General features: G+C 61.6%; 18 protein-coding genes. 2 read left to right on the top strand and 16 right to left on the bottom strand.

What is annotated here, in order from left to right:
• Positions 1-978: 978 nt before the first annotated feature.
• The 4 genes from RS899_RS11610 to RS899_RS11595 form a co-directional block, all read right to left on the bottom strand.
• On the bottom strand, positions 979-1,836 hold the full coding sequence (locus tag RS899_RS11610; protein WP_315810002.1) for a hypothetical protein: 858 nt from the start codon (positions 1,834-1,836) through the stop codon (positions 979-981).
• Positions 1,837-1,839: 3 nt separating this feature from the next.
• A complete protein-coding gene (locus tag RS899_RS11605; protein WP_315810001.1) occupies positions 1,840-2,670 on the bottom strand; it encodes an OmpA family protein in 831 nt (276 codons plus the stop codon).
• Between the two features lie 50 nt (positions 2,671-2,720).
• A complete protein-coding gene (locus RS899_RS11600) occupies positions 2,721-4,823 on the bottom strand; it encodes a YadA family autotransporter adhesin (protein ID WP_315810000.1) in 2,103 nt (700 codons plus the stop codon).
• A 125-nt stretch (positions 4,824-4,948) separates the two neighbouring features.
• Positions 4,949-5,983, bottom strand: coding sequence for a DNA-binding protein (locus RS899_RS11595; RefSeq protein WP_315809999.1), 1,035 nt, complete (start codon positions 5,981-5,983; stop codon positions 4,949-4,951).
• Positions 5,984-6,162: 179 nt separating this feature from the next.
• Between RS899_RS11595 and RS899_RS11590 the strand changes: the two genes are divergently transcribed.
• Complete coding sequence (locus RS899_RS11590; RefSeq protein ID WP_315809998.1) at positions 6,163-7,134, top strand: tyrosine-type recombinase/integrase; 972 nt, start codon at positions 6,163-6,165, stop codon at positions 7,132-7,134.
• 138 nt (positions 7,135-7,272) lie between these two features.
• A complete protein-coding gene (locus RS899_RS30825; RefSeq protein ID WP_409978059.1) occupies positions 7,273-7,623 on the top strand; it encodes a GIY-YIG nuclease family protein in 351 nt (116 codons plus the stop codon).
• 5 nt (positions 7,624-7,628) lie between these two features.
• On the opposite strand, the gene tssE is transcribed toward RS899_RS30825, so the two are convergent.
• From tssE to RS899_RS11530, 12 genes are all read right to left on the bottom strand, one after another.
• Positions 7,629-8,066 carry a type VI secretion system baseplate subunit TssE gene (tssE, locus tag RS899_RS11585; RefSeq protein ID WP_315809997.1) on the bottom strand — a complete coding sequence of 146 codons (438 nt, stop codon included), beginning with the start codon at positions 8,064-8,066 and terminating at the stop codon, positions 7,629-7,631.
• Positions 8,063-8,614 carry a type VI secretion system lipoprotein TssJ gene (gene tssJ / locus RS899_RS11580; protein WP_315809996.1) on the bottom strand — a complete coding sequence of 184 codons (552 nt, stop codon included), beginning with the start codon at positions 8,612-8,614 and terminating at the stop codon, positions 8,063-8,065. The genes tssE and tssJ overlap by 4 nt, the downstream gene beginning before the upstream one ends.
• Complete coding sequence (tssG, locus tag RS899_RS11575) at positions 8,595-9,692, bottom strand: type VI secretion system baseplate subunit TssG (RefSeq protein ID WP_315809995.1); 1,098 nt, start codon at positions 9,690-9,692, stop codon at positions 8,595-8,597. The genes tssJ and tssG overlap by 20 nt, the downstream gene beginning before the upstream one ends.
• Complete coding sequence (gene tssF / locus RS899_RS11570) at positions 9,656-11,425, bottom strand: type VI secretion system baseplate subunit TssF (protein ID WP_315809994.1); 1,770 nt, start codon at positions 11,423-11,425, stop codon at positions 9,656-9,658. Before tssF ends, tssG begins: the two co-directional genes overlap by 37 nt.
• Positions 11,426-11,452: 27 nt before the next feature.
• Entirely contained in the window at positions 11,453-13,039 is a 1,587-nt protein-coding gene (gene tssA, locus RS899_RS11565) for a type VI secretion system protein TssA (RefSeq protein WP_315809993.1), read from the bottom strand.
• Positions 13,040-13,075: 36 nt separating this feature from the next.
• The gene (locus RS899_RS11560; protein WP_315809992.1) at positions 13,076-14,050 is read right to left on the bottom strand and encodes a hypothetical protein; all 975 of its coding nucleotides are present in this window, start codon (positions 14,048-14,050) and stop codon (positions 13,076-13,078) included.
• 10 nt (positions 14,051-14,060) lie between these two features.
• On the bottom strand, positions 14,061-16,388 hold the full coding sequence (locus RS899_RS11555; protein WP_315809991.1) for an ImcF-related family protein: 2,328 nt from the start codon (positions 16,386-16,388) through the stop codon (positions 14,061-14,063).
• Positions 16,389-17,444: 1,056 nt separating this feature from the next.
• Positions 17,445-18,569: a hypothetical protein gene (locus tag RS899_RS11550; protein ID WP_315810428.1), complete on the bottom strand. Its 1,125-nt coding sequence runs from the start codon at positions 18,567-18,569 to the stop codon at positions 17,445-17,447.
• 83 nt (positions 18,570-18,652) lie between these two features.
• The gene (locus RS899_RS11545) at positions 18,653-18,910 is read right to left on the bottom strand and encodes a PAAR domain-containing protein (protein WP_315809990.1); all 258 of its coding nucleotides are present in this window, start codon (positions 18,908-18,910) and stop codon (positions 18,653-18,655) included.
• A gap of 135 nt (positions 18,911-19,045) precedes the next feature.
• Entirely contained in the window at positions 19,046-20,332 is a 1,287-nt protein-coding gene (locus RS899_RS11540; protein WP_315809989.1) for a sel1 repeat family protein, read from the bottom strand.
• Positions 20,332-22,173 (bottom strand): phospholipase D-like domain-containing protein, encoded by a 1,842-nt coding sequence (locus RS899_RS11535; protein WP_315809988.1) that lies wholly within the window; start codon positions 22,171-22,173, stop codon positions 20,332-20,334. Before RS899_RS11535 ends, RS899_RS11540 begins: the two co-directional genes overlap by 1 nt.
• Entirely contained in the window at positions 22,170-24,881 is a 2,712-nt protein-coding gene (locus RS899_RS11530) for a type VI secretion system tip protein VgrG (RefSeq protein WP_315809987.1), read from the bottom strand. The genes RS899_RS11535 and RS899_RS11530 overlap by 4 nt, the downstream gene beginning before the upstream one ends.
• Position 24,882 lies beyond the last annotated feature (1 nt).

Raw genomic sequence — 24,882 nt, 5'->3', positions numbered from 1 at the left:
TCGATAAGAATCATCCGGACAATCAGTCAGGCAGGAAATGGGTGATCACGTATTTAACGTGAAGCCTTAGATGGCTAACGCACATTGTCGGGCGCGACGGTATCGATCATGAACAACAGATACCCAGGCGAGCGTGTTGATCCATATCTGCCAGTCGCGCCGGACAGCCAGCGATCAACACGGCCGCAAATTCATCGCCAAGGCTTCGAGGAGTATTCAGTGTCAGGGCGGGCGACGCACTGGCCCTGGACCGTTGGCCGTATCTTGATCCTGGCGCAGGATGCCTGTTCCAGGGTGCACGCCCTTATCCTTAGCTTCGCATAATGTATATTATGTTAAATTGCATAGATGCGACTGGCAGCACTCCAGCCATTCTGTGTTTATCTGCTCGATCAGAACGACAACCCCACTCCTTGGCTAGTCACGGTATCAGCTGCCATGCCTCTACAACGGCTCATGGTCTTGGTTTTGGTCCGTGCAGGCCTGAGGTGAATGGCCGGAACGCCGCTCCACCATTTCTTGACTCACTCCGCGGACAGCAGCGACAGGTAGTCGAGTTGACCGGTATCGCCGTCGATCCGCTTGCTCCACGGGTATGCGCGTTTGCTTCGATATTCGGTTGGCGCTGCGAGCGATCCAGGGCAACCCATGGTGGCGCCCGGCGGCCCTGGCACTGGCTAGCCATTTCCATCCATCAGGCACCGAAGGCTGACCGGCAATGAGCCGGCCTTTGGCGCGACCAAGCGCGCACAGGCAGCGGGTTCGATCCAAACAAAAGTGTGCGCGGCCACGCCAGGTGCTGCAGCCGTTGGCCTTTCGGCGCCCTCCTCCTTGGTATTCGCGCCTTGTCGACTCGTGCTCGGCTGTTCGTAAAAAATCCGCATCCCGTTCGGTCGGGATGCGGATCGGATGGCAACTCTGGAACGCAGCCTTGATTACTTTGCTGGCTGAGCGCTGAGACGCCCGGAATGGCTCCATCTATTGAATGCGGTTAACCACCGAATCCGGGTAGTAGGCGATCTGCAGCGTCTGGTGTTTTCCCATCAGCATCCCATCGCCATACCAGGTGATGTTGTCCTGGCGCAGGGTCATTCCATCGTTTCCGTACTCGTACTCGCCACCATTGGATGTACCGAAGGCAAAGCGCTCATTGTCCAGCCGCTTGATGGTGTACTGAGTGCCCGGCAAGGGCATCTGCTGTTTGACTCGATCAAGGTAGGCCGGGGCCAGTTCGGAGAACAGATCCCGGGCCCTGGCCTGATACTGCGCGGAGGTCAGGCCGGGCGTCTGCTGCAGCTTTTCGGCGATCAGCGAAAAGCACTCCGCGTCAGTGCGGGACAGGGCCATGCGCAGCGCCATGAGTTCGCCCAGACGGTGGGCAGACACCTGAAGCTTGCCATCCGCGCTTTTTTGCGGCGCGATGAAGTCCTGACCATCGAGTTGGATCAGCGGGGCCGTTGCCAGGAATGCAGCGCAGGCAATCTGCTGGGCCTGCTTGTTGCCGTTGACCAGGAGCGCGGTCACCCCGCCCTTCTCCTTCAGGGCTTCTCCGGTTTCACCACTGGCACTGACGAAGAGGTCGACATCGGCCTGTTTCATCTCGCCACGTGCCAGGCCGCAAACGTGCTGCATCACTGCCGGGTTGCGCTTGCCATCTACCAGCGGAGACATACTGAACACCGCATTACGGATCACAGGCAGCGCCGGGTACTCGAGGATGCCGAGGGTTTCGGTTTTCACCGGGGAGCCCGTGGTGCTGCGAGTGGGCTCATTGCAGCCGGCCAGCAGGCACAGTGGCAACAGGGTGGCGGTCAGCCATTTGCTGGAAATAGTCATGATTCACTCCTCACTCTGGATGGGCTGCGCCGCGCTGGCGGCGAATTCGACGACGACCCGGCGATTACTGGCCAGGCACTGGATCAATTGCTCCCGTGGTGCGTCCGGGCAATTCACCACTGGCTCGGCTGCGCCGATGCCTCGAACCTGCATCACCCCTGCCGGAACGCCCGCAGCGGCGAGGTAATCGCGGACCGCTTCGGCACGCCGTAGCGAGAGGTCGAGGTTGTGGGATCGCGAGCCGAGACGGTCGGAGTGGCCGGTCACGGCGATGTGCTGCGGATGCTCGTGGCGAATCCGCACGGCCAGGCGATCCAGATTGCTGCGGCCGGCAGCGCTCAGGTCAGCTCGGTCGAAGGCGAAGCTGGCGTCGGCGGACAGCGTGACCCGCTGCACCGTCGGGACAGGCTGGACGGTGGGACTGGTCGCCGGCTGGAGCTGAGCGAGGCAGTCAGCCGGGGAAAACAGGAAACTCTGGGCTTGCAGGTCCTTGTCGAACAGCACCTTGTACTGGCAGACCAGGTCGGCTTGGCCAGCACGCCGGAAGCGCAGGATGTAGTCCCACTCGCGCACCGCGAAAAGACCTTCGTGGAAGTGCGGCGTACCAAGCAGTTCGTACAGTTGTGCCTTGCTCATGCCGGGCTGGATCTTCTCCAGGTTCTCAAGGCTCGCGTAGCTGCCTTGTGGGCGGTAGGACTCGCTGATTGCGGGAAATTTGGGCGCGGCGCTATGGCCTTGCTCGTCGACCTGGCTGAGGGTGCCGCAGGCAGCCAGCAACAGGCCGGCGCAAGTCGTGACCAGTGCGCGTATGGCGACGGTACTGAAAGTATTCATGTTGATCTCCTGGAACTGGCCCGGCCGAAGCCGGGCCTGGATGGAAAGATTCACCACTGATAACCGAGGCCGACGGCAACGCCGGTTTCACCCTGGCTGGTCGTGCTGCCCTGCAGCTTGGTGACCCATTTGCCGTTGTCGGAAATCTTCGATACGCCGACTGCCAGCGCCCCTTGGCCACGGAAGTTGCCAAGCCCGACCGTGGCCATGCTGGCTCCCGGCGAGTACGGCTGTGGCAGCGTGGCCATGGCCATCGCGCCGGCGATGCCCGAGCTGAGGATGTCGTCCTGTTTCTTCAGGTCATGGCGCAGCGCGTTGTAGCGGGAGTCGGTGTAGTCGTAGAACTGGTCGGAGATATCGCCCATGCTCCGCTGCAACTGGCCGACGTTCACGGCGTCGGTCGGCGCGGTGCCGGCGGCCACGTTGGTGACCTGCCGCTCGGCGCCGGCGCTGCCGACGGAGACGCTGTTGTCGCGCTCAGCCACCGAGTTCGCGCCGATGGCAACCGAGTTGCGCCCTTTTGCCTTGGCGTTGGAGCCGATCGCGGTGCTGTTGTCGGCCACCGCTTCGGCGCCGGCGCCGCCGGCCACCGAGTCACTGCCGACAGCCTTCGGCTTGGGCAGGTGGCTACTGTTGTTTACTTGGAACATGCCGTCGGTGCCGTTCTGCACGTTGCTCACGTTGCCTTCGACATGGGTGACCCGGTTGTCGAGGTTGCTGACATTGGTGGTGACGCTGGCGACCTGGGTGTTGACGTTGTGGATGGAGTCGTCGGTGTACTGCTTGGACTCCGTCACGGCGCCGTCGAGTTGGCGCAGGTTGACCGCGTCGGTGGCCTCCTTGCCATCGGCGACATTGCTGAGGGTGCGGGTTTCGCCTGTTGCGCCATTGCCCACCGAGACGGTTCCGACGCTGGCGTTGGCCGCGTTGGAGTACTTGCCGGTGTAGCTTTCGGCGCCGCGGCCGTTGTCGCTGGCGCCCTGCCCCAGCGCCACGCTGCCATCTGCCGAAGCGCTGGCACCGTCGCCAACGGCAACTGCGCCCTTGCCGCTAGCCTGGGCATTGGGACCGACGGCGATCGAATCGGCACCACTGGCGGCTGAGTCAGCCTTGCTCGAGTTGGCGTGGAAGTACTTGATGCCGCCGCCATTGTTGATGCTGGTGATGCTGCCCTCGACGGTGGTGACGCGGCCGTCGATGTTGGTGACGTGGGCGTTGGTTTCGTTGAGCTGGGACATGTTCACCGCGTCACTGTCGCCCTCCCCGCGTGCGACATTGGTAATCCTGGTGCCGCCGGTCCTGGTTACGCTGTTGTAGGTGCTGCCACCCATGGTCACGCTGTTGTAGTTGATGCTGCCGTCGCCGTTCAGGTCGTACTTGACCGAGCCTTCGGTTGCCGCGCCCGACACCTGCTTGAGTTGGGCGACGTTCACCGCATCGGAGTCATCCGCGCCGGCCGAGAGGCCGGTGATGCGACGGGCGCCGACATTCACTTCGCCGTTGGCGGTGCCGCCCACCAGATAGGCCTGATGTCCCAGCGTGCTGCCGTCAGCGACGGAGCCGGCGCCCAGCGCGACGCTGCCGTCATGACTGGATACCGCGCCCATGCCGATGGCCACCGAATCCACGCCAGTGGCGGAGGAGTCGGTGCCGGTGGAGTTGGCGTGGAAGTACTTGGTGCCGGTGTTGTAGATGTTCTTGACGTTGTCGCCGAGGTTGGTCACATCGCCTTGCAGCGTGGTCACGTCGCCTTCCACATTGGTCACCCGGCCATCGAGGTGGGTGATCTGGGTGGTGTTGGCGTCGACCTGCTGATTGGTGTCGTGCAGTTGCGAGCCATTGATAGCGTCCGTCGAAGTGGCGTTGACTGCACCTGCCGCTACGTTGGTCAGCACCTGGGCAGCCCCCGGCGCATAGGCATCGCCGCCGGCGGCAATCAACGACAGTTGATCCGTACCGGTACGCTGCACCGGGCCGATCGTCCCATTGTCGATGTTGGTCGTGAGGTTGCTGATATTGCTGGTGACGTTGCTGATGTTGGTGGTGTTCTGGTCCACCTGCTGGTTGGTCGCATTGAGCTGCGAACCGTTGACGGCGTCAGTTGAACTGGCGCTGATGTCGCCGGGCGCCACATTGAGGCTAATTTTGCCCAACGCCCGATAATGTTAAATGTCGCTTCAACACATTGAACGGAAAGGATTTTCTATTGTTTTCGGCAAAGGCGATACACGGGCCATGTGCTTGATCTAGCGCGGCTGCCATCCGAAGAGTTCATTCATCATTCGCCCCTCTCCTCTTTGCTGTCGGTTAGGGAGCGGGTGTGGTCCGTGTTGCCAGTATCCGCTGGGGGATGGTTATGGAGTTTCAACTGCATGAGGGCTTCGAGCAGACGTTCCTGAAGGCTCTGCACCTGCTGACCTTGGGTGTACTTGGCTTCGCTCAAGCGATCGACTTCGCCTTGAAGCATATCGCAGCGCTCTCGCAAAGCACCGCTCTCCTGCCCGACCTGCATTAAAGAGCGCCGCTCTTTCACCAGGGTCTGCTCGTGATGCTCCAGTTGCCGCTGCTGGGCCTGTAGATCTTTTTGCTGCTGACGGGCTTCCGCCAGCAGGCGAGCGTTATCGCGGTTCAGTTGCGTCAGTTCGTCCTGCTTGATCATTAGCGTCTGTTGCAGCTGCCGCAGTTCCAGTTGCAGTTGCTGCACCTGCCCCTCGTGCCTGCGCTGTTCCTGCTCTCGCTGCTCCTTGGCGGCCTGGCGATAGTGCTCCAGGGCATCGCGCGCATGCTGATGCTTCTCTTCCAGCGATCGAATCTGCCCGTCGCGATCCTGCAACCGGGTGTCTATGTCACTGTTAGCCTGGAGCAGGCGGGCATTTTCAATGTCGGCCTGTTGGCGTTGCTGCTGCTCCTGATGAAGCGCTTGCTGGGATGCCTGCAACTGCTCGGCCAGAGCAGCACTCTGGACTTCGAAGCGCTGGCCACGGTCCTCTGCCTGGCGGAGTCGGTCCTGGTAGTCCCGGCGCTCGCGGACCAATTGCTCGCGCTCCTGGGCCACCGCAGCCTGTGCTTCCTCCTGCAACTGCTCGGCCAAATGCGCCACCAGGCTGGCCAACTGGTCACTGAACTGTGCAGGAGCTGCACCACGCCCCTGGTCTGCCGCCTCTAGCTCCTTTAGATAGCGGTGAATGGTGGTTTTCGAGCCGGTATTACCCAGTTCAACGCGGACGGCATCGATACTCGGATGCTCGCCCCGTGCCTGGAGGACCTGTCGTGCCTTCTGAACCAGCGCCTTGTTGATGCCGCCACGGGCCATAGCTACTCCTACGATTTCGTATCGGAATACATACCACGTAAATACATACTGATTATGAAGTAAATAAGGCCGATTGTCGGTCACTTTTTCTGATAAAATAATGGAGGGTTATTCTATGAGAAGGTCAGATTTGGTCGAGGATGACCTGATTTCCGGTACGAAACGAACGTGGTTGGACGATGAAGGACGTCGAGCGATACCTACAGGCGGGTACACGGGAGAACACACGGCGCAGTTACCAATCCGCCCTCGAGCACTTCGAGGTAACCTGGGGCGGCTTCCTGCCAGCTACCAGCGACAGCATCGTCCGCTACCTGGTGGACTACGCCGACAGCCTCAGCCTCAATACCCTCAAGCAGCGCCTCGCCGCCCTAGCCCAATGGCACATTAGTCAGGGCTTTCCCGATCCGACCAAGACGCCCATGGTGCGCCAGGTCCTCAAAGGCATCCGCACATTGCACCCGGTCCAGGCCAAGCAGGCCGCTCCGCTGCAATTGCTGCACTTGGAGCAAGCGATCCACTGGCTGGAACAGGAAGCTGCTCGTGCGTACCAGGCCGGTGAATTGGCGGGTTATCTGCGCTGTCGGCGAGACATTGCGCTACTGCTGATTGGGTTCTGGCGTGGTTTTCGTAGCGATGAGCTGTGTCGCCTACAGGTCGAACATATCCAGGCCGAAGCAGGTGCCGGCATGACGATGTTCCTGCCCTGGAGCAAGGGTGACCGGGACAACCACGGCACCACCCACTACGCCCCGGCATTGAAACGCCTCTGCCCGGTGCAGGCCTACATGGACTGGATCAGTGCGGCGGGAATTGTTCGCGGCGCCGTGTTTCGTCGACTGGATCGCTGGGGCCATTTGGGCGAAAACGCCTTGAATCCGGGCAGCCTGATCAACCTACTGCGCCAGATTCTGCAGCATGCTGGCATTCCGGCCGAAGCGTATACCAGCCACTCATTGCGTCGCGGCTTCGCCACCTGGGCCACGGCCAATGGCTGGGACATCAAGGCGCTGATGACCTACGTGGGGTGGAAAGACATCAAATCGGCGATGCGCTATATCGACCCTGCCATCTCCTTTGGTGGCCTCGCTGCGAGGCCGGCTCTCGAACTAAATGCCAGCACTTTGACTCAAGTGCCAGCTTCTCACTAACATCGACGCACGACAGGAGTGACGGTGCAATGAGTACGCAGACCGGCATCGAATGGACGGAAATGACTTGGAACTCGGTGGTGGGTTGCAGCACTTGGCAAGCATCGAGCCATTCAAAGGCGTCTGGGTATACATCTGATGAAAAAGCCAAAGCGTAAGACCAAGCCAATCTTCGTCTATGTTCTCGAGCTAAGCGGAGACAGGTATTACGTCGGCCAATCAAAAAATCCCGATCAGCGAATCAAGGAGCACTTCGCCGGACAAGGATCGTCATGGACTAAACGTCACAGGCCGATCGAAGTCATCAAGATAATTGAAACAAATGCTAGGACCTGGCGGCGCGCATTGGAAATCGAGACTCACCTCACCCTTGAGCTAATGAAAGTCTTCGGGTGGAGAAATGTTCGAGGAGGTCCATTTACCGCCAGAGATCTTGTAAGTGAGCCTCGGCCTCTTATGCAGCAATGTCCGCGACTTGGGGTTCCTTGAAGACCTCACGACGTCAGGTACTCCTGCTGTTTCAGGTGGCGCATCAGCACCCGGCCCTCTGGGGCGAGCGTGGTGCTGAAGGTCGCACGCAGGCCGTCATACAGCTCCACCGCCACGGTGTACTCGAGATGTCCGGGCAGGGTTTGCGGCAGCAGTTCGATGTTCACCGCGGCCAGACGCGGCTCGTACTTGAGCAGCATGCGTTCCATGGTCCCCATCAACCCGTGAGCGCTGCCTGGCATGCCGTGGAGGATCTGGCTCATGTCCGGCAACCCATAGTCGGGCAAATGGCTGAGGGTACCGGCGCGGCAGTTAAGTATGCGCTGCAGGTTGTCGAGTACCGAGAGCAGAACCTGGTCCCCTTCGCGCACCCGATGCAGGTCGAGCTCGCCGGTGAAGTTCTGCAGCAAGAGTTCATACAGCGAGGGGTTCTGTTCACTCACCACCAGGAATCCTTCTTCGGCATCGGCACCAGGTTCAGCGCGTTGTCGCCTAGCTCAACCACTCGTGGCTGGTCCGGGTCCAGGTCCTCGCGGGCCAGCACTATGCGCCAGGTGCCGTTCTCAGTATCAGGCGAGCGAAACAGTGCGACCACTGCAACGTACTGCGCATCCAGGGATAACGGCACGTTCAGTTGTGCGCCCTCATCGGGTTTCACTACCACCCGCTGCGAATCGAGCAGGTCTGCCGCCAGGACGCTATCCCCCTCGTTAAGCAAGCCCTGATAGTCCGCCGCGTCGAGCGACTTCCGGTCCTTCAGCTGGTACACGCGCACCAGGGTCGACACCGATAGCCCGGACATGTCGGAGCTGGCGGTGTTCAGCGCCGCACGGGCGTTCAGGTCCAGATGCAGCACCTTGACCTGCTTATAGAAGATGCCGTGCGCGACAGCGCTACCACCGTCCACGGCACGCTGGGTCAGCCCGCAGCCGGCGAGGATAAAGGCAAGCGTCGTGGTGGCCAGCAGCATCTTAAATGCGGTACGCGACATGCTGTGTCTCCCTGGGTTTGTGGTTCTGGGTCAGTCCTTGGTAGCGGCCGAGGTTGACGGTGATGCACGGCTGCTCGGCAGCGGCCGGATGGTCGGGGGTGAGCCCCAGTACGCCGGTGAGTCCCAGCCATACGGGAGGGCCACCCAGCATCGGTTTCGGCAGGCATTTCACCGGCAGCGTGAGTACCAGCTTGGCGGTGCAGCGCCACCCCAGGTACACCCGCAGAAGTACCAGCAGGTCGGTGTGAAGCTGTTGCCCTGGCAACCAGCCTTGGGCCTCGGTCAGGTCTTCGGTGAGCAGTTCCAGTCGCACCTGGCTATTGGCATCCGCGCCCACGCTGCCCAACGGTGTGCCTTGGGACAGGCTGACCGGGTTCTCGCGCGATAGGCTGGCCGGCTGAGCCAGTGGCACCTTGCGCGGCCAATGCGGGGTTACCCGCACTTGGGTGTTCGGCGCCAACAGCTTTACCAGCGCACCGATGCCCTCGGCGTTTCGTGTGGGTAAACGCATCACGCTGAGCAATGCGAGAAACCGCGAGACCGGTGTGGCGATGTGGTTGGCCGTTCCAGGGATGCCCAAGCCGATCAGGCCGAGCAGGCACTGCGAGGTCTTGTCCGCACCGCCCGCCTCGAAGGTGGCCGGGTAGGAGTACTTGCGCCAGATGCGGTAGAACTGGGTGAAGATCCGGTGGTTGAAGATGTCGAGGAAGGCCTCGAGCGCTTCATGGCCTTCGCGGCGCTGGGCGATGTCGTCCAGGTAGGCGGTGGGTAGCGGCGAGTCGACACCGTACAGCCCGAGCAACCGGGTACGCACTGTGGGGGGGCGCTCCGGATGCTCGTCGTCGTACTCGATGGCCTTGAGTTCACCAGCGGGGAAGCCCATGCCAGGGTGCGGGCGGAAGCGTACGGCATCGTCACTGGGCCGCGTCGTCGTACCCAGTGGCGGATTGCCCGGCGCCGCCGCTTCGACCAGTTGGCAGAAACGGTACAGGTTGGCTTGGGAAATCCGCCCCTCCAGCGCTTGCAGCAGGCCGCTGGCCTTCAGCCGGGAATACGCTGACTGTGGTTCTCGTTCCATCGCAGGCACTTTCCGGTAGGTTGCAGGATCAGCGTGAGCTGGTTGAACAGGTGGATGTCGGCGTACAGGGCGAAGAAGCGATTGAGCATCTCACCGAACAGGCTGATATCGCCTTCGCCGCTGAAGCCGTTGGCGTCCAGGGTCACCTCGATATCCACGCCGCGCAGCAGGAAGCCTTTCTCGAAGCGCTGGATCAGGTGATGGCGGACTTCGACGATGGCCGCCAGGCGTCGGCGATTCAGCTCGCTGTGGGTCCAGTCGTACAGCGCCAGGGTGCCGCGCAGTACTTCGGCGTTGTCTAGCATGGGCAGGAAGTTCGAGCCCAGGTGGCTGAGTACTCGCCAGTGGAAGCGGTCCTGGTTGGGCGGGTAGCACGGCAGGGTCGGCGCACACAGATTGCGCACCTTCAAACCGGCCAGCGGCGATTTCACCAACGAATCCAGCAGCGTGCTCTGCAAGGCCTTGCGCGGCAGTTGGCCATTGGTGCCGGTGAGGCGCAGGGACAGGCTTTCGGTTTCGCTCAGGCGATCGGCGTCAAAACCTTCGCCGCCAAGGATCAGCCAGGTGTCGTGCATGCCATTGGCGCCGCGCTTCATCCGCGTGTGGAAGTAGCGCTCAGGCGCCTCGTCGCGCAGCATCCCGCCCTTGTGGCGGAAGCTGGTGAAAGGCACGTAGTCGCGTTTGGTGGAATGCTTGGACGACGAGACACTGTCCACCGAGTAGATCTCGGTGTGGCCGTCCTGCAGTCGCATCGGCCGCAACAGGTAATCGGTTTGCAACGGTAGTAGCGTCAGTGGATCCGCTTCCAGGGCGAAAAGGTTGATCACCGGCACGGCATGCAGGCGCAGATGCTCGGCCGTCACCACGAATTCGTGCGGCCATTGCTCACTCAGCACCACGTCCAGCTCGAAGCTCGACAGCTCCGGCGGGATCGGCATCTGCTCCAGGCCGCGCAGCGTGACGAACATGAATTTCTCGCGGAAGGTGAAGTACTCCAGCAGCAGCTGATAGCCGCTGAAGGCACTGTCGCCTTTGGGCCAAAGCCGGTCCTCGTCGCCAAATCCCTTGGGTGAGAAGTGGCCATCCAGTTTCAGTCGGTCGGTCTGGCCCGGCACACGCACATAGAGTGTCTGGGCATTGAGCGTCAGGGCGCGATGCAGCGCACAGGCCAACGGCCCATCGGCATTGAGGTACAGCGGCAGACGGCTCAGATCGATTTCGGACCAGTTCGCCATTGGACAGCAGGCAAAGCGCAGGCGCAGCACCGAGCGGCCATCCGGCTCGCTGGTTACCCGCACCGACTCGATGGACAGCGGGTTCAGCGTCACGTCCTGGGTGGTGGTGTAATGGCAGCGCGTGCGCTTGGCCTCCACCGGCTGCGACAGGACCTCGAAGCCCTTGGCGATGGTCTCGCAGCGCTTCATTTCGCGGATGTCCGGCGCCAACTCGACTACCGACAGCGACGGGATGGTGCGCAGGTAATGCGGCCACAGCAGGCTGACCAGTCCCTCGGTCAGCTCCGGCAGGTCGTCGTCGAGCTTCTCGCGCAGGCGCCCCATCAGGAACGCGAAGCCCTCGAACAAACGCTCTACGTAAGGATCACGCGCGCCCGCCTTGTCCAGGTTGAGCTGCGCCGCTCGATCCGGAAACGCCTCGGCAAACTCCTTGCCCGCCTCGCGCAGGTAGCGCATTTCGGCGTCGAAATAGCGCAGCGTCAGATTGTCCATGCTCACCACAAAAATCCTGAAAGTAAGAGAGGCTTAGCCACAGAGCACTGCGGCGCGTACCGGGTCGGCCGCCACCAGCGCGGCCAGCAGATGCTCCATGCGCTGCGCGAGTGCGGTTTTGTCCATGTCGTTGCGCTGGGCCTTTTGCCGCAGCAGCTTGAGCAGGCGAGCCTTGACCTCGAAGCCCAGCTCGGGCTCCCAGGCGTGCAGGTGCTGTTGCTGGGCGACGCTGTCGAGTTCGCCCAGCAGGTGAATCGCCAGATCAGTCTTGCCGTACTGCTCGGCTACGCGCGCCATGAGCAGGCGCAGCAGCCATCGTTGCCGACCGGTGTTCACATCGGGGCGTGCCGCCAGCCAAGCCAATGCCGCCTCGACACCGTCGCTATCGGCCTGAGCCAGGGCTTCGCTTTCCAGGGCCAGAATGTCATCCGTGGACGAGCTGGCCGGGATCGGCGTGGACATCCAGGCGGCCGGCTGATTGCCGCTGACGTGCTGCATGATCCAATCGCGCGTAGGCTCATCAGCGAATGGCGTGCCGTCGTTCCAGCGCAACTGCTCGATGCCCGGCAAGCGATCGAGGAACATGCCCAGGTCGCGCTTGATGATGTCCGCCCAGCCTTCGTACGGCACACCCAGCTTGCTCAGGCTCTGGCAGAGGTACCACTGCAGGTCCAGCCAGAAGTGGTTCACCCCTTCGGCGTACATGCGCTCCACCTGGTCCAGCAACTCGGTCCAGCTCTGCTGCAGGTACAGGCGTTTGAGCTGCGCGCGGTACTCGGTACGCGGCGGCACCAGGCGCGTATTGCCATTGGCCTCCTGCGGCGGCGACTGGTGCACAGTGTCCCAGCGCAGGCTGGTCAGCAGGCGATGCGCCGCCAGCCAGCCCTGGGGCTGGTCGCGCAGGTAGTTGGCCAAGGCCTTGCCGCTGTCCAGCAAATCGCGGCCGGACTTGATCGCCGCCAGGACCGGGGCCGCCGATTGGGACGCCGGCTCGCTGTGCGCGGCACTGTTCTGCGGCACCAGGGCATTCACGCCGCCTGATTGGGTTAAACGAGCAGCCAGAGCTGCATACAGCGATCCCAAGCCCGGCCGCTCGCTCTCCGGCCATGCGGACACGATCTGCTCCAGCCAGGCCAGCGCGGCGACCGTGCGCTGTGCCTCGGCTTTGACGACCTCGGGAAACAGCGACAGGCTGTCCAGCACCTTACCGCTGGCCACCCACTCCAGTGCGGTGCGCCGGCTGTTCGGACGAGTCGGCAGGACCTGCTTGTTGAAGCGTTCGAGCATCGCCGCGACCAGTTCCAGGCCATCGGCGAGCCCCGCTTCACCGTCGCGCTGCGTGCGCGCCCAGAGGTAGTAGGTGGCGATGCGCAGGTCCTTGCAGCGCTGCTTGAGCAACTGCTCCGCCAGCCCGATCACCTTTTCCACGTCCGCGCCGGAGAGTTTGTTGACCTCCTCGCGCATGTGCTGGAAATCGTCGTCGTAGCCGGGGTCTTGCCCCACGACTGACGTCTGGTTGATCGGCTCCAGCCAGGCTTCCCATTGACCTACCTGAGCCTTGGCCAGCGCCACGGCATCTTGCCCATCCAGGCAGGTGGATATCAGTCCTTGCAAACTCATCGGTGTGTCCTGCATCCCTTCTCGTATGGCACAGCCTCAATCTCGGGGTTGGTGCGTCTGGTAGCGTCGCCAGGCAAGAGATCCAGGCTTTGTCCGCGACATGTGGTAGCAGGTCGGGCACCAGCTTCCTTGCCGCACGTGCTGCAGCGTGGAGCTCCAGGTATGCCCCTTAGCGCATAGCCACCGGTATTTGGTCACCGACGTGTGATAAGTCGTCGACAGGCATTTCCCTCCACGCTCAGTAGCCGCTTGCTGCAGGGACTGGACGCCGAGCTTGCGATTTTCAAATGAGCAAAGAGGGCACCAACTGCCTGCGACAATAGTTTTGTATGGGGCTTGCCAGACGTGCCCCTGTGCACAACGCCAGCTGTAGTAGGTTTTGATATTGAGGTATTGCTCCGAGAGGAAATCGCCGCCACGTTGCTGAGCACTGCGCTTGGCATCTTCAATACTGAAGGCGAGGTTCCCTCTGCACGTCGGACACCATCGATTGCTTTTTAGGACGACACCGGCCACCACCTCCCAGGTATGCCCGCTAGAACAGCGAAAGCGGTGCGCTTGTGTTATCCCCAGATAGGATGGCGACAAACATTCCCCTCCACGTTCGCGGGCATAGTCTTGCAAGCGCTGCAGACCGTCAGCAGAACGCTTGCGGCCCCTAGGCGCGCAATGTGGGCACTGGCTGTTTGTCACCGCCATGCTGTTCAGCCGCTGCCATTCATGGCTCGGGTCTTTCCGGCAACGAAAGCGGTAATGGCTGCTCCATCCAGTCCACTGCGTGTCCAGCAACTCGCTGCCGTCTTCATCCGCCTTGCGCTGGAGCCGCAGCAACTTCTTGTCGTCGCTGCACTGGACGCACTCCTTCATGGTGTACAGCACTTTGCCTAGGTGCGTGAAGGTATGCCCTTGGCTGCAACGGAAGCGATGCGGCTTCTCTCCTCCTGCCCACTCATCCAGGCAGGTGAACTGCAGCCGCTTCAAAGCGTTTTGGATCGCTGTGCTTTTTTCCATTTATCCCGACCTACAACAATTCCGGCATACGCTCGTCATCCAACGACAACGCCATCGAGCCCGTAGTGAAAATTTCCTGCGGCAGCATGAAACCCCGCAACTGCAGCAAAGCCAGCGGCCCACTGCCCAACTCGGTGCGCAGGTGCCAGGTCAGCGGCAGCTTGTCCGGGGCGGTCAGCACCAGCTCGAACAAGGAGTTGCTGTCGTCCAGCCTCGTCACCTGAGCCTGCTCGAATAGACGGATCAGGCCCCAGACGCCGGAGTAGTCGCCGAACAGCCGTGCTCCGCCCTTGATGCTGGTCCAGCTCAACGACGCACCGGGATGGTCGGTGCCGCCCGGCCAGGTGAACTGCTGCCAGCTTTCCATCTGGTTGAAGTACTCCAACTTCACCCCATCGAGAATGAAGGTGGTCTCCACCACGCTGCGCACCGGCTTGGCCTGCAGTTGGAAGGTCATGCCCATGCCGCCGTCGGTGTAGAGGATGTCCGCCAGCTCGCTGAGCTGGTTCACCGCCTTGAGGAACTGCGGGTTGAAATGCAGGCCCTGGCTATTGGCGCTATCAGGCACCCAGCGGTTGCCCTCCTTGTGCAACACACCGCCCAGTTGCGAGCTGATGAACTGGTCTATACGCCCGGTACCAGACCTGATCATCTGGCCTAGCATGGGCAACGAGGCATCGCTGCCGCTGACGGCGAAGGGATAGCGGCCGTCGAAGGAGCGCTCCCAGTTGCCGACGATTGCCCGCTGCCACTGGCGGTTCAAGCTGGCCGACGAGGGCTGGAGTACACCTTCCCAGGCCTGGTTGAGCGGTTGCACGAAGAGGTTCTGGCCAAAGCCATTCCATTCCGCGCCCAGGCTGGCGGCGATCAGGCTGCCGTAGTCGAGGGTGTCGGTGAGGTCCACGCTCTTGCCCTGGAACACCGTCTGCGCCAAGGCCTGGGTCAAGGCCTGCGGATCGGTGGCGGTGGTGATTTGCTGCAGCTTCAGGCGCACCCGCGTGGCGCGGGTGAGGAAGGCCTGCAGGCTGAGGTTATCGCTGCCGGCGGTTGCCGAGGCTTTCTCCTTGCCCAGCAGTGCGAGGAGCGGGCCGAAGGTGGTATCCAGCGGCCCCTGAGGACCGGCGGCCTTCTGATCGATCACCGGCTGCTTGTCCTTGTCCAGCAACTGCTGCGCGGACTTCATCAGCGAGTCGGAGAGCGCCTCGCCCTTGACCTCGGTCTTGCCCTGGTAGGCCAGGGTGTTCATCAAGGCGATCAGCGGTGATTGGCGCACATCGCTGAGCAGGGTCAACTGGGCGATGGCGTCGGAGAGGCTGTCAGCCTTGCGCCAACGAATGCTATTGAGGAACGCCAGCCAGGCATCGCTGAACTCCTGGAAGTAGCGCTCGGTTAACTGCGCCTTGAGCACCTCAGGCTTCAGGTCGCTGTCGAGGGTGCTTTGCTGGTCGCTCAGCACCCAGTCGATTTCCTCGCGGCGGGCCTCGGCCACCTCGTCGATGGCCTTGCGCACCTGGCCCTCCCAGGCCTGACGGGTGAACACGCCCGGCACCGTGTTGGGGGTATCGAACAGCATCGGCGCATCGGTTTCGCCGACCATGTCCAGCAAGGTCATGGCCGCGTAGTTGTTGCTCGCGCGGTCCAGCACCTGCTGGTAGAGGTTGGACATGCCGTTGCGCTGGCCCAATTGGCCGAGCAGCACTTGCCGGGCTTGAGACACCAGGCTGGGTTGAGTCTGCGCGCGCCACTCGGGGTGCGCTGCCAGGTGCTGCGCGTAGAAGGCCCAGAGATTCGGCGAGAGGTCTATCCACAAGCCCTGGGAAATACCGCCCCGCTCAGGTTCCTCGCGGGTCAGTACCTTGGTCAGGAACTCCGGGTCGGCCTTTTCCGGGCGAGCCATCATCAGATAGGCCTTGAGCTGGGCGTGAGCCTCCTCCGCCCGTGACGCACGCTCGGGGCTGTCTGCCGGTAAGGCGGCGAGGTCCGTCAGTTGTTGCTCCAGGTGCTTGGTGGCGACATCGCGCATCAGGCGGTTATTGGCCTGGGTGTAGCGCGGCCAGAGCACCGCCAGCAGGGCATCGTTCTGGCTCAGGCCAAAGCGCAGGTACCAGGGTTCACCATGCTCGCGACGGTAATCCAGACGCGCCATTTCGCGCGTCAGTTCGTGCAGGGCCTTGAGCTGAGCATCGGCATCGCCCGGCGTGTTGAGGGTCGCCAACGCCGACTCCACCGTGGCGATCTGGCTGCGGTTGTTGGCGAAAGACAGCAGGAAGGCCAGGGCGCAGAGGCCGGCAATGCAGAGGGCGGCGGTGCGCAGGCTGCGTAGCCAGGTCCAACCCACAGGTTGTCCGTGTGACTGCCGATCATTCAGCACACCGTCCCACACCGATTCAGGCCACCAAGTGCGCTCGTTTGCCGTCAGCGACGCTGTCCCGGCCGGACTGAAGAACAGTCCACGAAGAGTAACAACCCTATTCACATGATTAAGGACAGGAGCCAGTGCCTCGCTCCACCGGCTGATCCCCCATGCTCCAAGGTCACGGGACAGGCGTAGCAGGAAGTCATGGTTCGCCTGCACCGCCAATTGCCCTAAACCCTCCTCACGCAAAGGCGCTACCAACTGACGCAACGAGGATTCGATCAGTGCCTGCGATGCTTCAGGTGGGAAAAGACACCCAACCGTCTGGCTGACCCGCCCTGTCTGCGCCCAAGCGCTGGGGCAGACCTGCCATAGGTACAACGGCGCGCTCCAGTGGAGCTCCTGAGCAAGGCACCACAACTGGCGTGCATGCTTGCCCAACCACGCCGTGTCCTCGATGGCCGCTTCGTCCAGCGCCCAGACAATGCCATCGCATGAACGTCCCCAGCGCAATTCACGCAGGCAGGCCACAAGCTCTTGTGACCAGGACTCGCGCAAATCACCACCACTGATCAGCACCGTGCCTTGCCCTTCCAGCCAAGCCTGATCTGTCAGCCCCTGGACCAGCGAATCGACTCGGGAGGCATCACCCACTACCAGCAGCAAGCGCACCTTGGCCCGCCAGCGGCGTCCATAGTGCTCACGCAGATAAGGCTTGAGCGCCGTAAATCGGGAGGCATCTTGGGTACTGTCGGCCCCACCGACAGTTTCTTCGGAGAGGCGATCATCTCCCCGTTGACGCAGGAAGGAAGAGGCGCCGACGGCTCCAGCCAGCAAGCGATAACCACCGACCGAGGACATCCCCAACAAGGTCAGGCCGAAAGCCCCCAACAGCCAACGGATCTGTTTGGCGCTGTCGGTGCGTACACCCAGCCACTCGGGCCGCAGCCAGACCAGCAGACACAGCGCTCCACCGGCCAGCAGTCCTACACAAACCAGCACCCACCATCCTATTGAACGATTACGCATTGCATATCCCTATACAGCTGGCGGCATAACCACCGAACACCAGGCCCAAGCGCGCTCAGAGCCTTCGCCGGAACAAATAAACTGTGGCCCACCGCCTGCCCGTACCGACTCTGCCGCCGCCGCAATGGCCAACCACGGAGTTGCACATCCGGCATGCCCCAAGGTGGCATCAAGGTCGTGCAGCTCCTTGGAGGCGCTGACTGGCAACCCTGCTTTATCGAAAGCCTGAGTGATGAGTGGGTCACCGGCGGCATCGCTGCCAGCCTTCCACACAGCAGCAATCTGCGAAGCTACCAACGGCACCCAGTCCAACGCCTGCTGGAGAGACCGGCTCAAGGACTCGGTGGTCGCTTTGCCCACCGCTTCCGGACGGTGCAGATAGGCCATTGGCGTAATCGTCGACTGCGTCAGGCGATTGCCGAACAGCAGCCCCACCACGGCTTCGGCGGAGCCCTCCACCGACTCGGGTGCGAACTGATACGCCACCACCAGCAACAACGCCCGGTCATCGATGCGCCGGTCCAACCAGTGGTCGATCACCGCTAACCCGGCGCCCTCCAATCGTGTCGTGGTTTGCTGGATGCCGGACAATCGCCAGGCTTCGGTCCATGCCTCGACCAACCGCTGCTCCTCGAGGGCACTGCTGGTCTCCAGCAGCAACGCCAGGGGCCTGTCCGCCGGCAGCTTCGCCAATGCCACGGCCAGATCCCCCAGCACCGACGCAAGCTGGCCGCCTAGCTGTTCCTCCAGCGGCAACGCCTCATCGGCCACAAGGCGGCTATGGCGCACCGAGTCGCCCTGCCAGGACGACCGAACGCGTATAGCGCTGCCGCCCTTGAGCAATCCGCCGCCCTCGTCTCCGACATCCAGCGCCGTGCGCAGACTGACCGCCAGTATCTGCTGCGAACGACGGCCTCGGCGCATCAACCGCGACAATTCCGCCTCCCGTGCTCGATCCCACCCCTCGGCAGCCGAGTCTGCCCCCAGATAGGCCAGTAGGCGCAGCCCCAGCAGCACGCACCACGCCAGGAAGGGCAAGCCCAGGGCCAATAGCCAGAACTTCAGCGGCTCACGGCCCAGCGACTCGCCTCCCTTCCAGAGGGTAAGCCCCAGGCCCAAGGCCAAACACGGCACCAGCCACAGCAACCAAAGCCATGGGCGCGGCGGTCTTGGCCGTACGGCCGCCGCCGGCACCCGGTCCAACCTGACCGGCATGTTCAGCTCGCCGTCGCTTCAGGCAGCAAGGTCAGCAGTGCACAGCCACAGGCGCAGCGATGGCCATGGAAAGCCACCGGCACGCCGTGATCCTTGAACACCGGATGCCCTTCGTTCACCACCGTCGGGCCGTGGGCCGGACAACTCACTTTGTCTCCCACCCGCGCCGCACCGACACCGTGGAACCGCATGGTTTGCGAACCCTCCAGCACGCTGCCGCCGCTGGTGGTTTTGTCGCCGATGCGAATAACGCCTTTCATGTTTGCTTACTCCGCTAGAGGCCCATTGAGAGGTTGGCATTGACGAGTGAGAGTGATTTCAGCTTCGCCGAACGGGCAGCGGGCACTCCGCCGCAGCCCGCCAGCACTAGGTAAAGCCCGCAGGCCCACCCGCGCTTAAGCGTCGCCGTAGAAGCTCCATTCCACCGGCTCTTTGGTGAGGGTGGTTTTATCCTTCAGCGGCCAAGGGCGAACGATGAAGCGCTTGACCTCCCAAGTCGGGAAGATGTCGCCTTCCTTGAATTGACGGATGGTTTCGGTCTTGACGATGGTGCGGTCGGCGAGCCAGTGCACCCGCCAGTAGCCGGCGCGCGGGCAAGCCTGGCCGCTGTGGCAGATCTGGAATTTGTCGGTGCGGATAAACGCCTGGGAGCCGGGCAGCGGTTTACCCGTGGCGGGGTCCAGGCCTTTGGCTTTGGCCAGTTGTTCGATCAGCGCTTCGCTGGGCTTGGGCGGCGGGATATTGGCTTCGCGTTCTTCCAGCCATTTCAACTTGCCGTCCCACGGCGGCAGCTTGGCCGGGGGCAGCGGGACGATCTCGTTGATCTCGGGGACTTTGGGGTTAGCGTAGGAGTAGTCGGCGAGGATGCTCCAGATTTTTTCGTAGCGATCCGCCCGTTCGGCGTCCTCTTTCTGGCCAAGGTAGTGCAGTTCGTTCGTTTGTGGGGGGTTACGAAACCCCTTATAGATGAACGATGCGGATGTACTATCGCCAGCCTTTACTCCAAGTTGGAATGCACCAAGTGCCTGATCGTATTGCGCATCCTCCTGGAAATAGACACCTAATGTCCTTGCCGCTTTACCTTGCCCTTGTTCTGCAGCACAACGATACATCTTTATAGAAACCTCAGGAGCAATATCACTCGGCTCCAATTTTTCACCAACATAATATTGTGCGTCAGCACTCCCCTCATCAGCCGCTTTACGATAGTAACGCAGAGCCATCTCTGGATCTCTCTTTAAACCCGCAAACCCGCGCTGCAAGAACAGCCCAACGAAGAAATACCCCGTCGCCACATGCTCATCAATCAATTTCTGACTCATGCGCAAATGCTCATCAGCATTGAGTTGATAGTGGCTGCGCAACGCTCCATTCTGTAGATTTATATTAGCCTTGGCATGACCATTCTCTGCGGCGATGCGGTAAAATCGCTCGATCTGCGCATCTACTATCTTATCTTGCTTGAGCTGGTTATTCTTCTCCAGCCAACGGGCGTACTGAAACAAAACTTCGGCCTCTGTCGTCGGCCTGGGGAGCTCTTCGTACTTGCAGGTAAAATCCAAGTTGGCTTTGATATTCGAGAGCGAATCCACAACAGTCCCCTTGATTGGTGAGGTTACAGCATAGCTGGCTACGCCACAGGCGCTCAGTAGCATACTGGTCAGCAGCAGGAATTTTTTCATTAGTCTTTATTGCTCAAGATAGGCTTGTCATAATGGAATTCAACGAGAGAAGCACAAGGCCCAACCATCTTTCTCTTGTTATTCTGACGTCTGCTGTTTTTATTGATAATTTCTTGCCATGCATCGAAGGCCAGCTTCGGATTATCCTGCGCCCCCATTTTATTGGTATGCAGCTCCCACAACTCCCGCCGCATTCTCCTGCTCACGTCATACCGCTCATGGGCAATATTCAATTCGCTGTCCACCTGCATGCTGCGGGTATTGATATTGGCCGAGCCGTGGGTGGTGAAGACGTCGTTGACGATCATCAGCTTGGAGTGGATGTACACCGGCATCCACGGTCTGCCTGGCGGGGAGTCGGGGGCCACCAGGGAGCAGACGTGAATTTTCAGGCCAGGGCGTTCTTCGAAACCGTAGGGCTTGGCCGCATCCTCGCCGGGTAGCGGGTCGTCGTCGGTGATGGTCGGCTCCGCCGTTGCCTGGTGGGCTGGATCAGCCTTTCGCGGCTTGGATCGTTCATCCTGCACCGGCTCGCCACGCATCAGCTTGGTGACCTTGGGAATGGTGTCGGCCCGCCCGAGGGCGTCGAGCATGCGCTGGGTGTTGACGGTGCCGGGACCGATACCCTCTTCGTTGGCGTTGGTGACCACGAACAGGTGCAGGGCACCATGCTTGCCGGGGTCGCGGCCGTCGGCGGTTTGGCGCGCCGCCGTCTGGAGGATGGCATCGGCCAATGGCGGGCAGCGGAAGTACTGGTTTTCGATGTAGATGTACTGGGTGGCGTTGTTGATGGCGCGCTGATAGAGCCGTTCGATATCGCGCTTGCCTTCCTGGGGTTGGGTACGCAGCAGTTGCGCCATGATCAGGTCGCTGCCTTCGTCGCACTGCTCGAAGGAAAGCTTCTCCGCCACTTGCATGGCCTGCCGCGCTTCGATCAGGTCTTCTCCGGTTTCCTTTTCCCAGGCGGTGGCGAAGTTGTGGTGCAGGTGTTCCAGAATCGGGCCTTTGACCTTGCTGGAGATGTCCTGGCGCGGCCACTTCCCACGCGGGCCACAGTCTGGCGGCCAGGCGTCCTTGCCGTGTCCTTTTTCATCGGGACGCTTGAGGGCAGAATGTTCGTTTTTATCCCAATAAGCATCGAGCATGTTGTGGCCCATGACGAAACCGACGGCGTCATCAGGCAGTTCGTAGTCGACCAGTACGGTTTTCTGGTGGTGGGTGGGTGCCGCGAAATAGGAGAAGAGTGTCGATGTGCTGATACCGGGGTCCAGGGCCTCGTTGGCCGCGCGCCAGACAATCTCCGCCCGGTCGGCGAAGCCGAAGCCGCGGCTGACGAAGACCGGAAGTCCTTTACTCACCCGGTCCTTGGCCACCCCGCCGGAAGTCGAACATTCGGCGAACCATTCACGGTCCTTGGCATACTGGTCATTCGTCGCCGTCTGCCCCGCACGATCCCAGAGATGCGGCCCCTTGCCCGGCAGGTTGGCTTCCCCCGCGTAGCCGGCCGCGTTGAAAGGTGCCTCCCAGCCCAGCACGCGCACCAGTATGCCCTTCGCGGCTTTTTGCTTGAGCAGTTCGCCAATCGAAGGGCTCTTGCCGTCACGGATGAAGTACATGGACGGCTGGAAACCCCAGCAGATGATGTCGATGGATTTTTTGGCCTTGGCAATGGCTTGGTGGACGGCCTCGAAAGCATCCTCGCCGTTGATCAAATACTGGTAGAGCGCCGGCACCGGATGGTACTCGGTGCGCGGTATGAACCAGGGTGCAATGCAGGTAGCTTCACTGGTGTGCTGGAGCGCAATAGGGACAGTGATCTCGCGAGGTTCGCACTGGCTCATGACTGATCTCCTTTCCGGCCTGAAAGTTGTTTGAGAACCCGCGCGTACAGATCACGGTCGTCGGTGTGCTTGACGGGCTGCTTAACTCTGCTATCGGTTTCCGAGGGGTGGTTCAGCAGGCCGTTATTGGCCAAGGCTCCTCGCTCGGGATCGCGGTATTGGGTGGGCACTGGAACGTCGTAAGTGACGCCGCTGCTCATTTCGAGGCGGTAGCGCTGGGTGACGACTTGATGGTCGAGTGACAGGTAGCCGGTGTCATCCATCACGCCTTTTTCCATGACCTTGCCGTCGGCATAAAGGGTGTAAGGCATGCCCGCCCAGGTGGCCTGGGGGGCAGTAGCGGCTTGAGGTATGCGGAGTCGGAGGCGTTGCGCGGCTTCGAGCTTGGGGTACTCTGGATGGGTCGCTGGCATATTGGCCGGCCCCTGATGATCGAAGTGCGCCGACTTGATCAGGTAGTCGCCCTGGGTGCCGGATTCGATGCCGTGCTGGTCCATGCTGATGTAGGTGCCGGCGGCATTGAGGATGATTTTCTTCTTGGCGGTGATATGGATTTCATCTTCGGTGCTGACGATGTCCATCCCCATGCGGGAGAGAATTTCCATACGGTCATTCTGCGCCTGGATCTGCACCGGCCCCTGGTTGGCGATGAGCTTCATGCCGACCTTGCGCACGAACAGGCTGACGCCCTCGCCGACGCCGATGAACAGGCGCTTGACCACGCTCATGGCGGCATCGTTGCCAGCGTTGAGCATCAGGTTGCGCTCGGCAGCCAGTTGCAGGTGCTGGCCGCTGGTGAGTGCCATGCCTTGCGGGGCGCTGATCAGCGTCACCGAGGCTTGTAGCTTGTCCAGGCGTTCGCTGAGCAGGGTGAGTTGCGCCTGGACGTCTGCCGAGTCGGCTTTGGCGGTTTCAGCATCGGCGGAGAGCTTCTGGATTTCATCACCGGCCTGCTTGAGCCGAGCAACGGCTTCCTGCATGGCCAGCACCTGACCCTGGGCACCAGGCTGTACATCGGCGCTGATGAACACACCCTTGCCGGCACGTACTGAGCCCCATCCATCCGTACGCAGCTCAAAGCCCTCGCCGCGCTGCTTGCGCTGCGCATCCACCAGGTGGCCGAGGTTGAGTTGGCTCTTGCCGGAATATTCCGTGCTGACCTTGATGTGTTCCTGTCCACGCGTATCATCTAGGCGGATTTTGTTGTTCGCTGGAGTTCGTAGGATATTTCTCTTATGGTTGCGGATTGTGACGTGGTCAGGCTGCAGATTCGTATGTAAGGCGTGAGCGATGAACGGGCGGTCAGGGTCCCCTTGCTCGAATGCTACGGCCACTTCAGTGCCAGCCAGCAAGGGCAGGTGCAGGCCATAGGTATCGCCAGCATAGGGCCGCGCCAAGCGCAACCACATGCTCGTGCGACCTGCCGGCCAGGTATCGCGGTCAAAGAGGAACTGGACGCGGTACCTACCTTCGCCATCAATGTCGCTGTAAGGGTCATTCCGCTGCGGGCTGGTGACGCGTGCGGGAACGGTGCCGGCGATGCGCGGCTTGGCCGGCACCGCTGGGCGAAAGGCGATGTTGCCGTCGGGGATGGCTTCGAAGTGCACTTCGAAGCTGCGATCGCGGGCGGCGGTGCAATGGGTGCGGACGATCAGCGCGCCTTCGGTGAACGCGGCGGATGCGCCACCTTCCACCTTGAGCACGTGGCCGGGAGCCAGGGCGGCGCTGCTGCTAACACCTTCGAGGCGGAGCTGGTCGTTCAGGTAGCGTTCGTGGGCCAACTGGGCGTAGAAGACGCCGCTTTCGGCGTGGCCTTCTTCGTCGCCACGTGCCAGGGGATCGCCGAGGGTCTGGTAATGCTCGTCGGCGTAGTGGTAGGCCTCGCCGTAGGTGGTACTGGCACCGCGAGTGAGGTCGGCCTGGGCGTCGAGGTTGGCGCCGGCGTCGCGCGAGTAGTAGGCGCGGGTGCTGACCAATTGCTGGATGATCTGGTGATCGGCCTGCAGGCCCCACACGGCATCTTGGCCGGTGGCTTCCAGTCCGCTCAGGGGGCGCAGCGGCAGGATGATGTCGCGCTCATAGTGCATGGGCGAGTCTTTGAACTCGACCACATCGATTTTTAATCGCGCGTCCATGCTGAAGGAAAACCAGATTCCGCGTTCGGCGCAGAGTCTTTTGATGTAGGCAAGGTCCGATTCGCCGTACTGAAGCAACTGATCGTGTTGCTTGTACGTTCTGCCGAGGTCGATGAGAAAATCATGCCCTCGCCATCCATGCCGGCGCAAAATGGTCTCCACCACTTCGGGCACGCTCTGGTTCTGGAAGATGCGGTATTGGCACGTCTTATCGAGCAAAGCCAGACGCGGCTCAAGCGTCAGCTCATAGCGCGCTTCATCACGGGATGATGAGAGTCTTTTGAAGCGGGTTACTACGCCATGAAGGGTACGCAGCGGCGCGACCGGTGGCGGCGTGAAGCCTCGGATGGTCACCGACGGCGGCGCGGCACGCAGGCTGAAGCTGGCGTCCTTGCCGAGCATGGTGTCGGCAGCGATGTCGAGATTGGGGCTGGTTACCTCGATGGCGTAGCAAAACGTCTCACTGAGTGCCTCGGTTCCGGAGAACGCCAGGACGTCCAGCAGGGCGCTCTGGCCATCCACCGTGACGGTGTGCCGGCTGTGGTCGAAGAAAGTACGTATCTCGTTGAGCATG

This window comes from Pseudomonas sp. C9-3 (assembly GCF_032392015.1).
Classification (GTDB): Bacteria; Pseudomonadota; Gammaproteobacteria; order Pseudomonadales; family Pseudomonadaceae; genus Pseudomonas; species Pseudomonas nitroreducens.
Note: the sequence above shows the minus strand (reverse complement) of the source record. Positions and strands in the feature narration are given on the sequence as shown.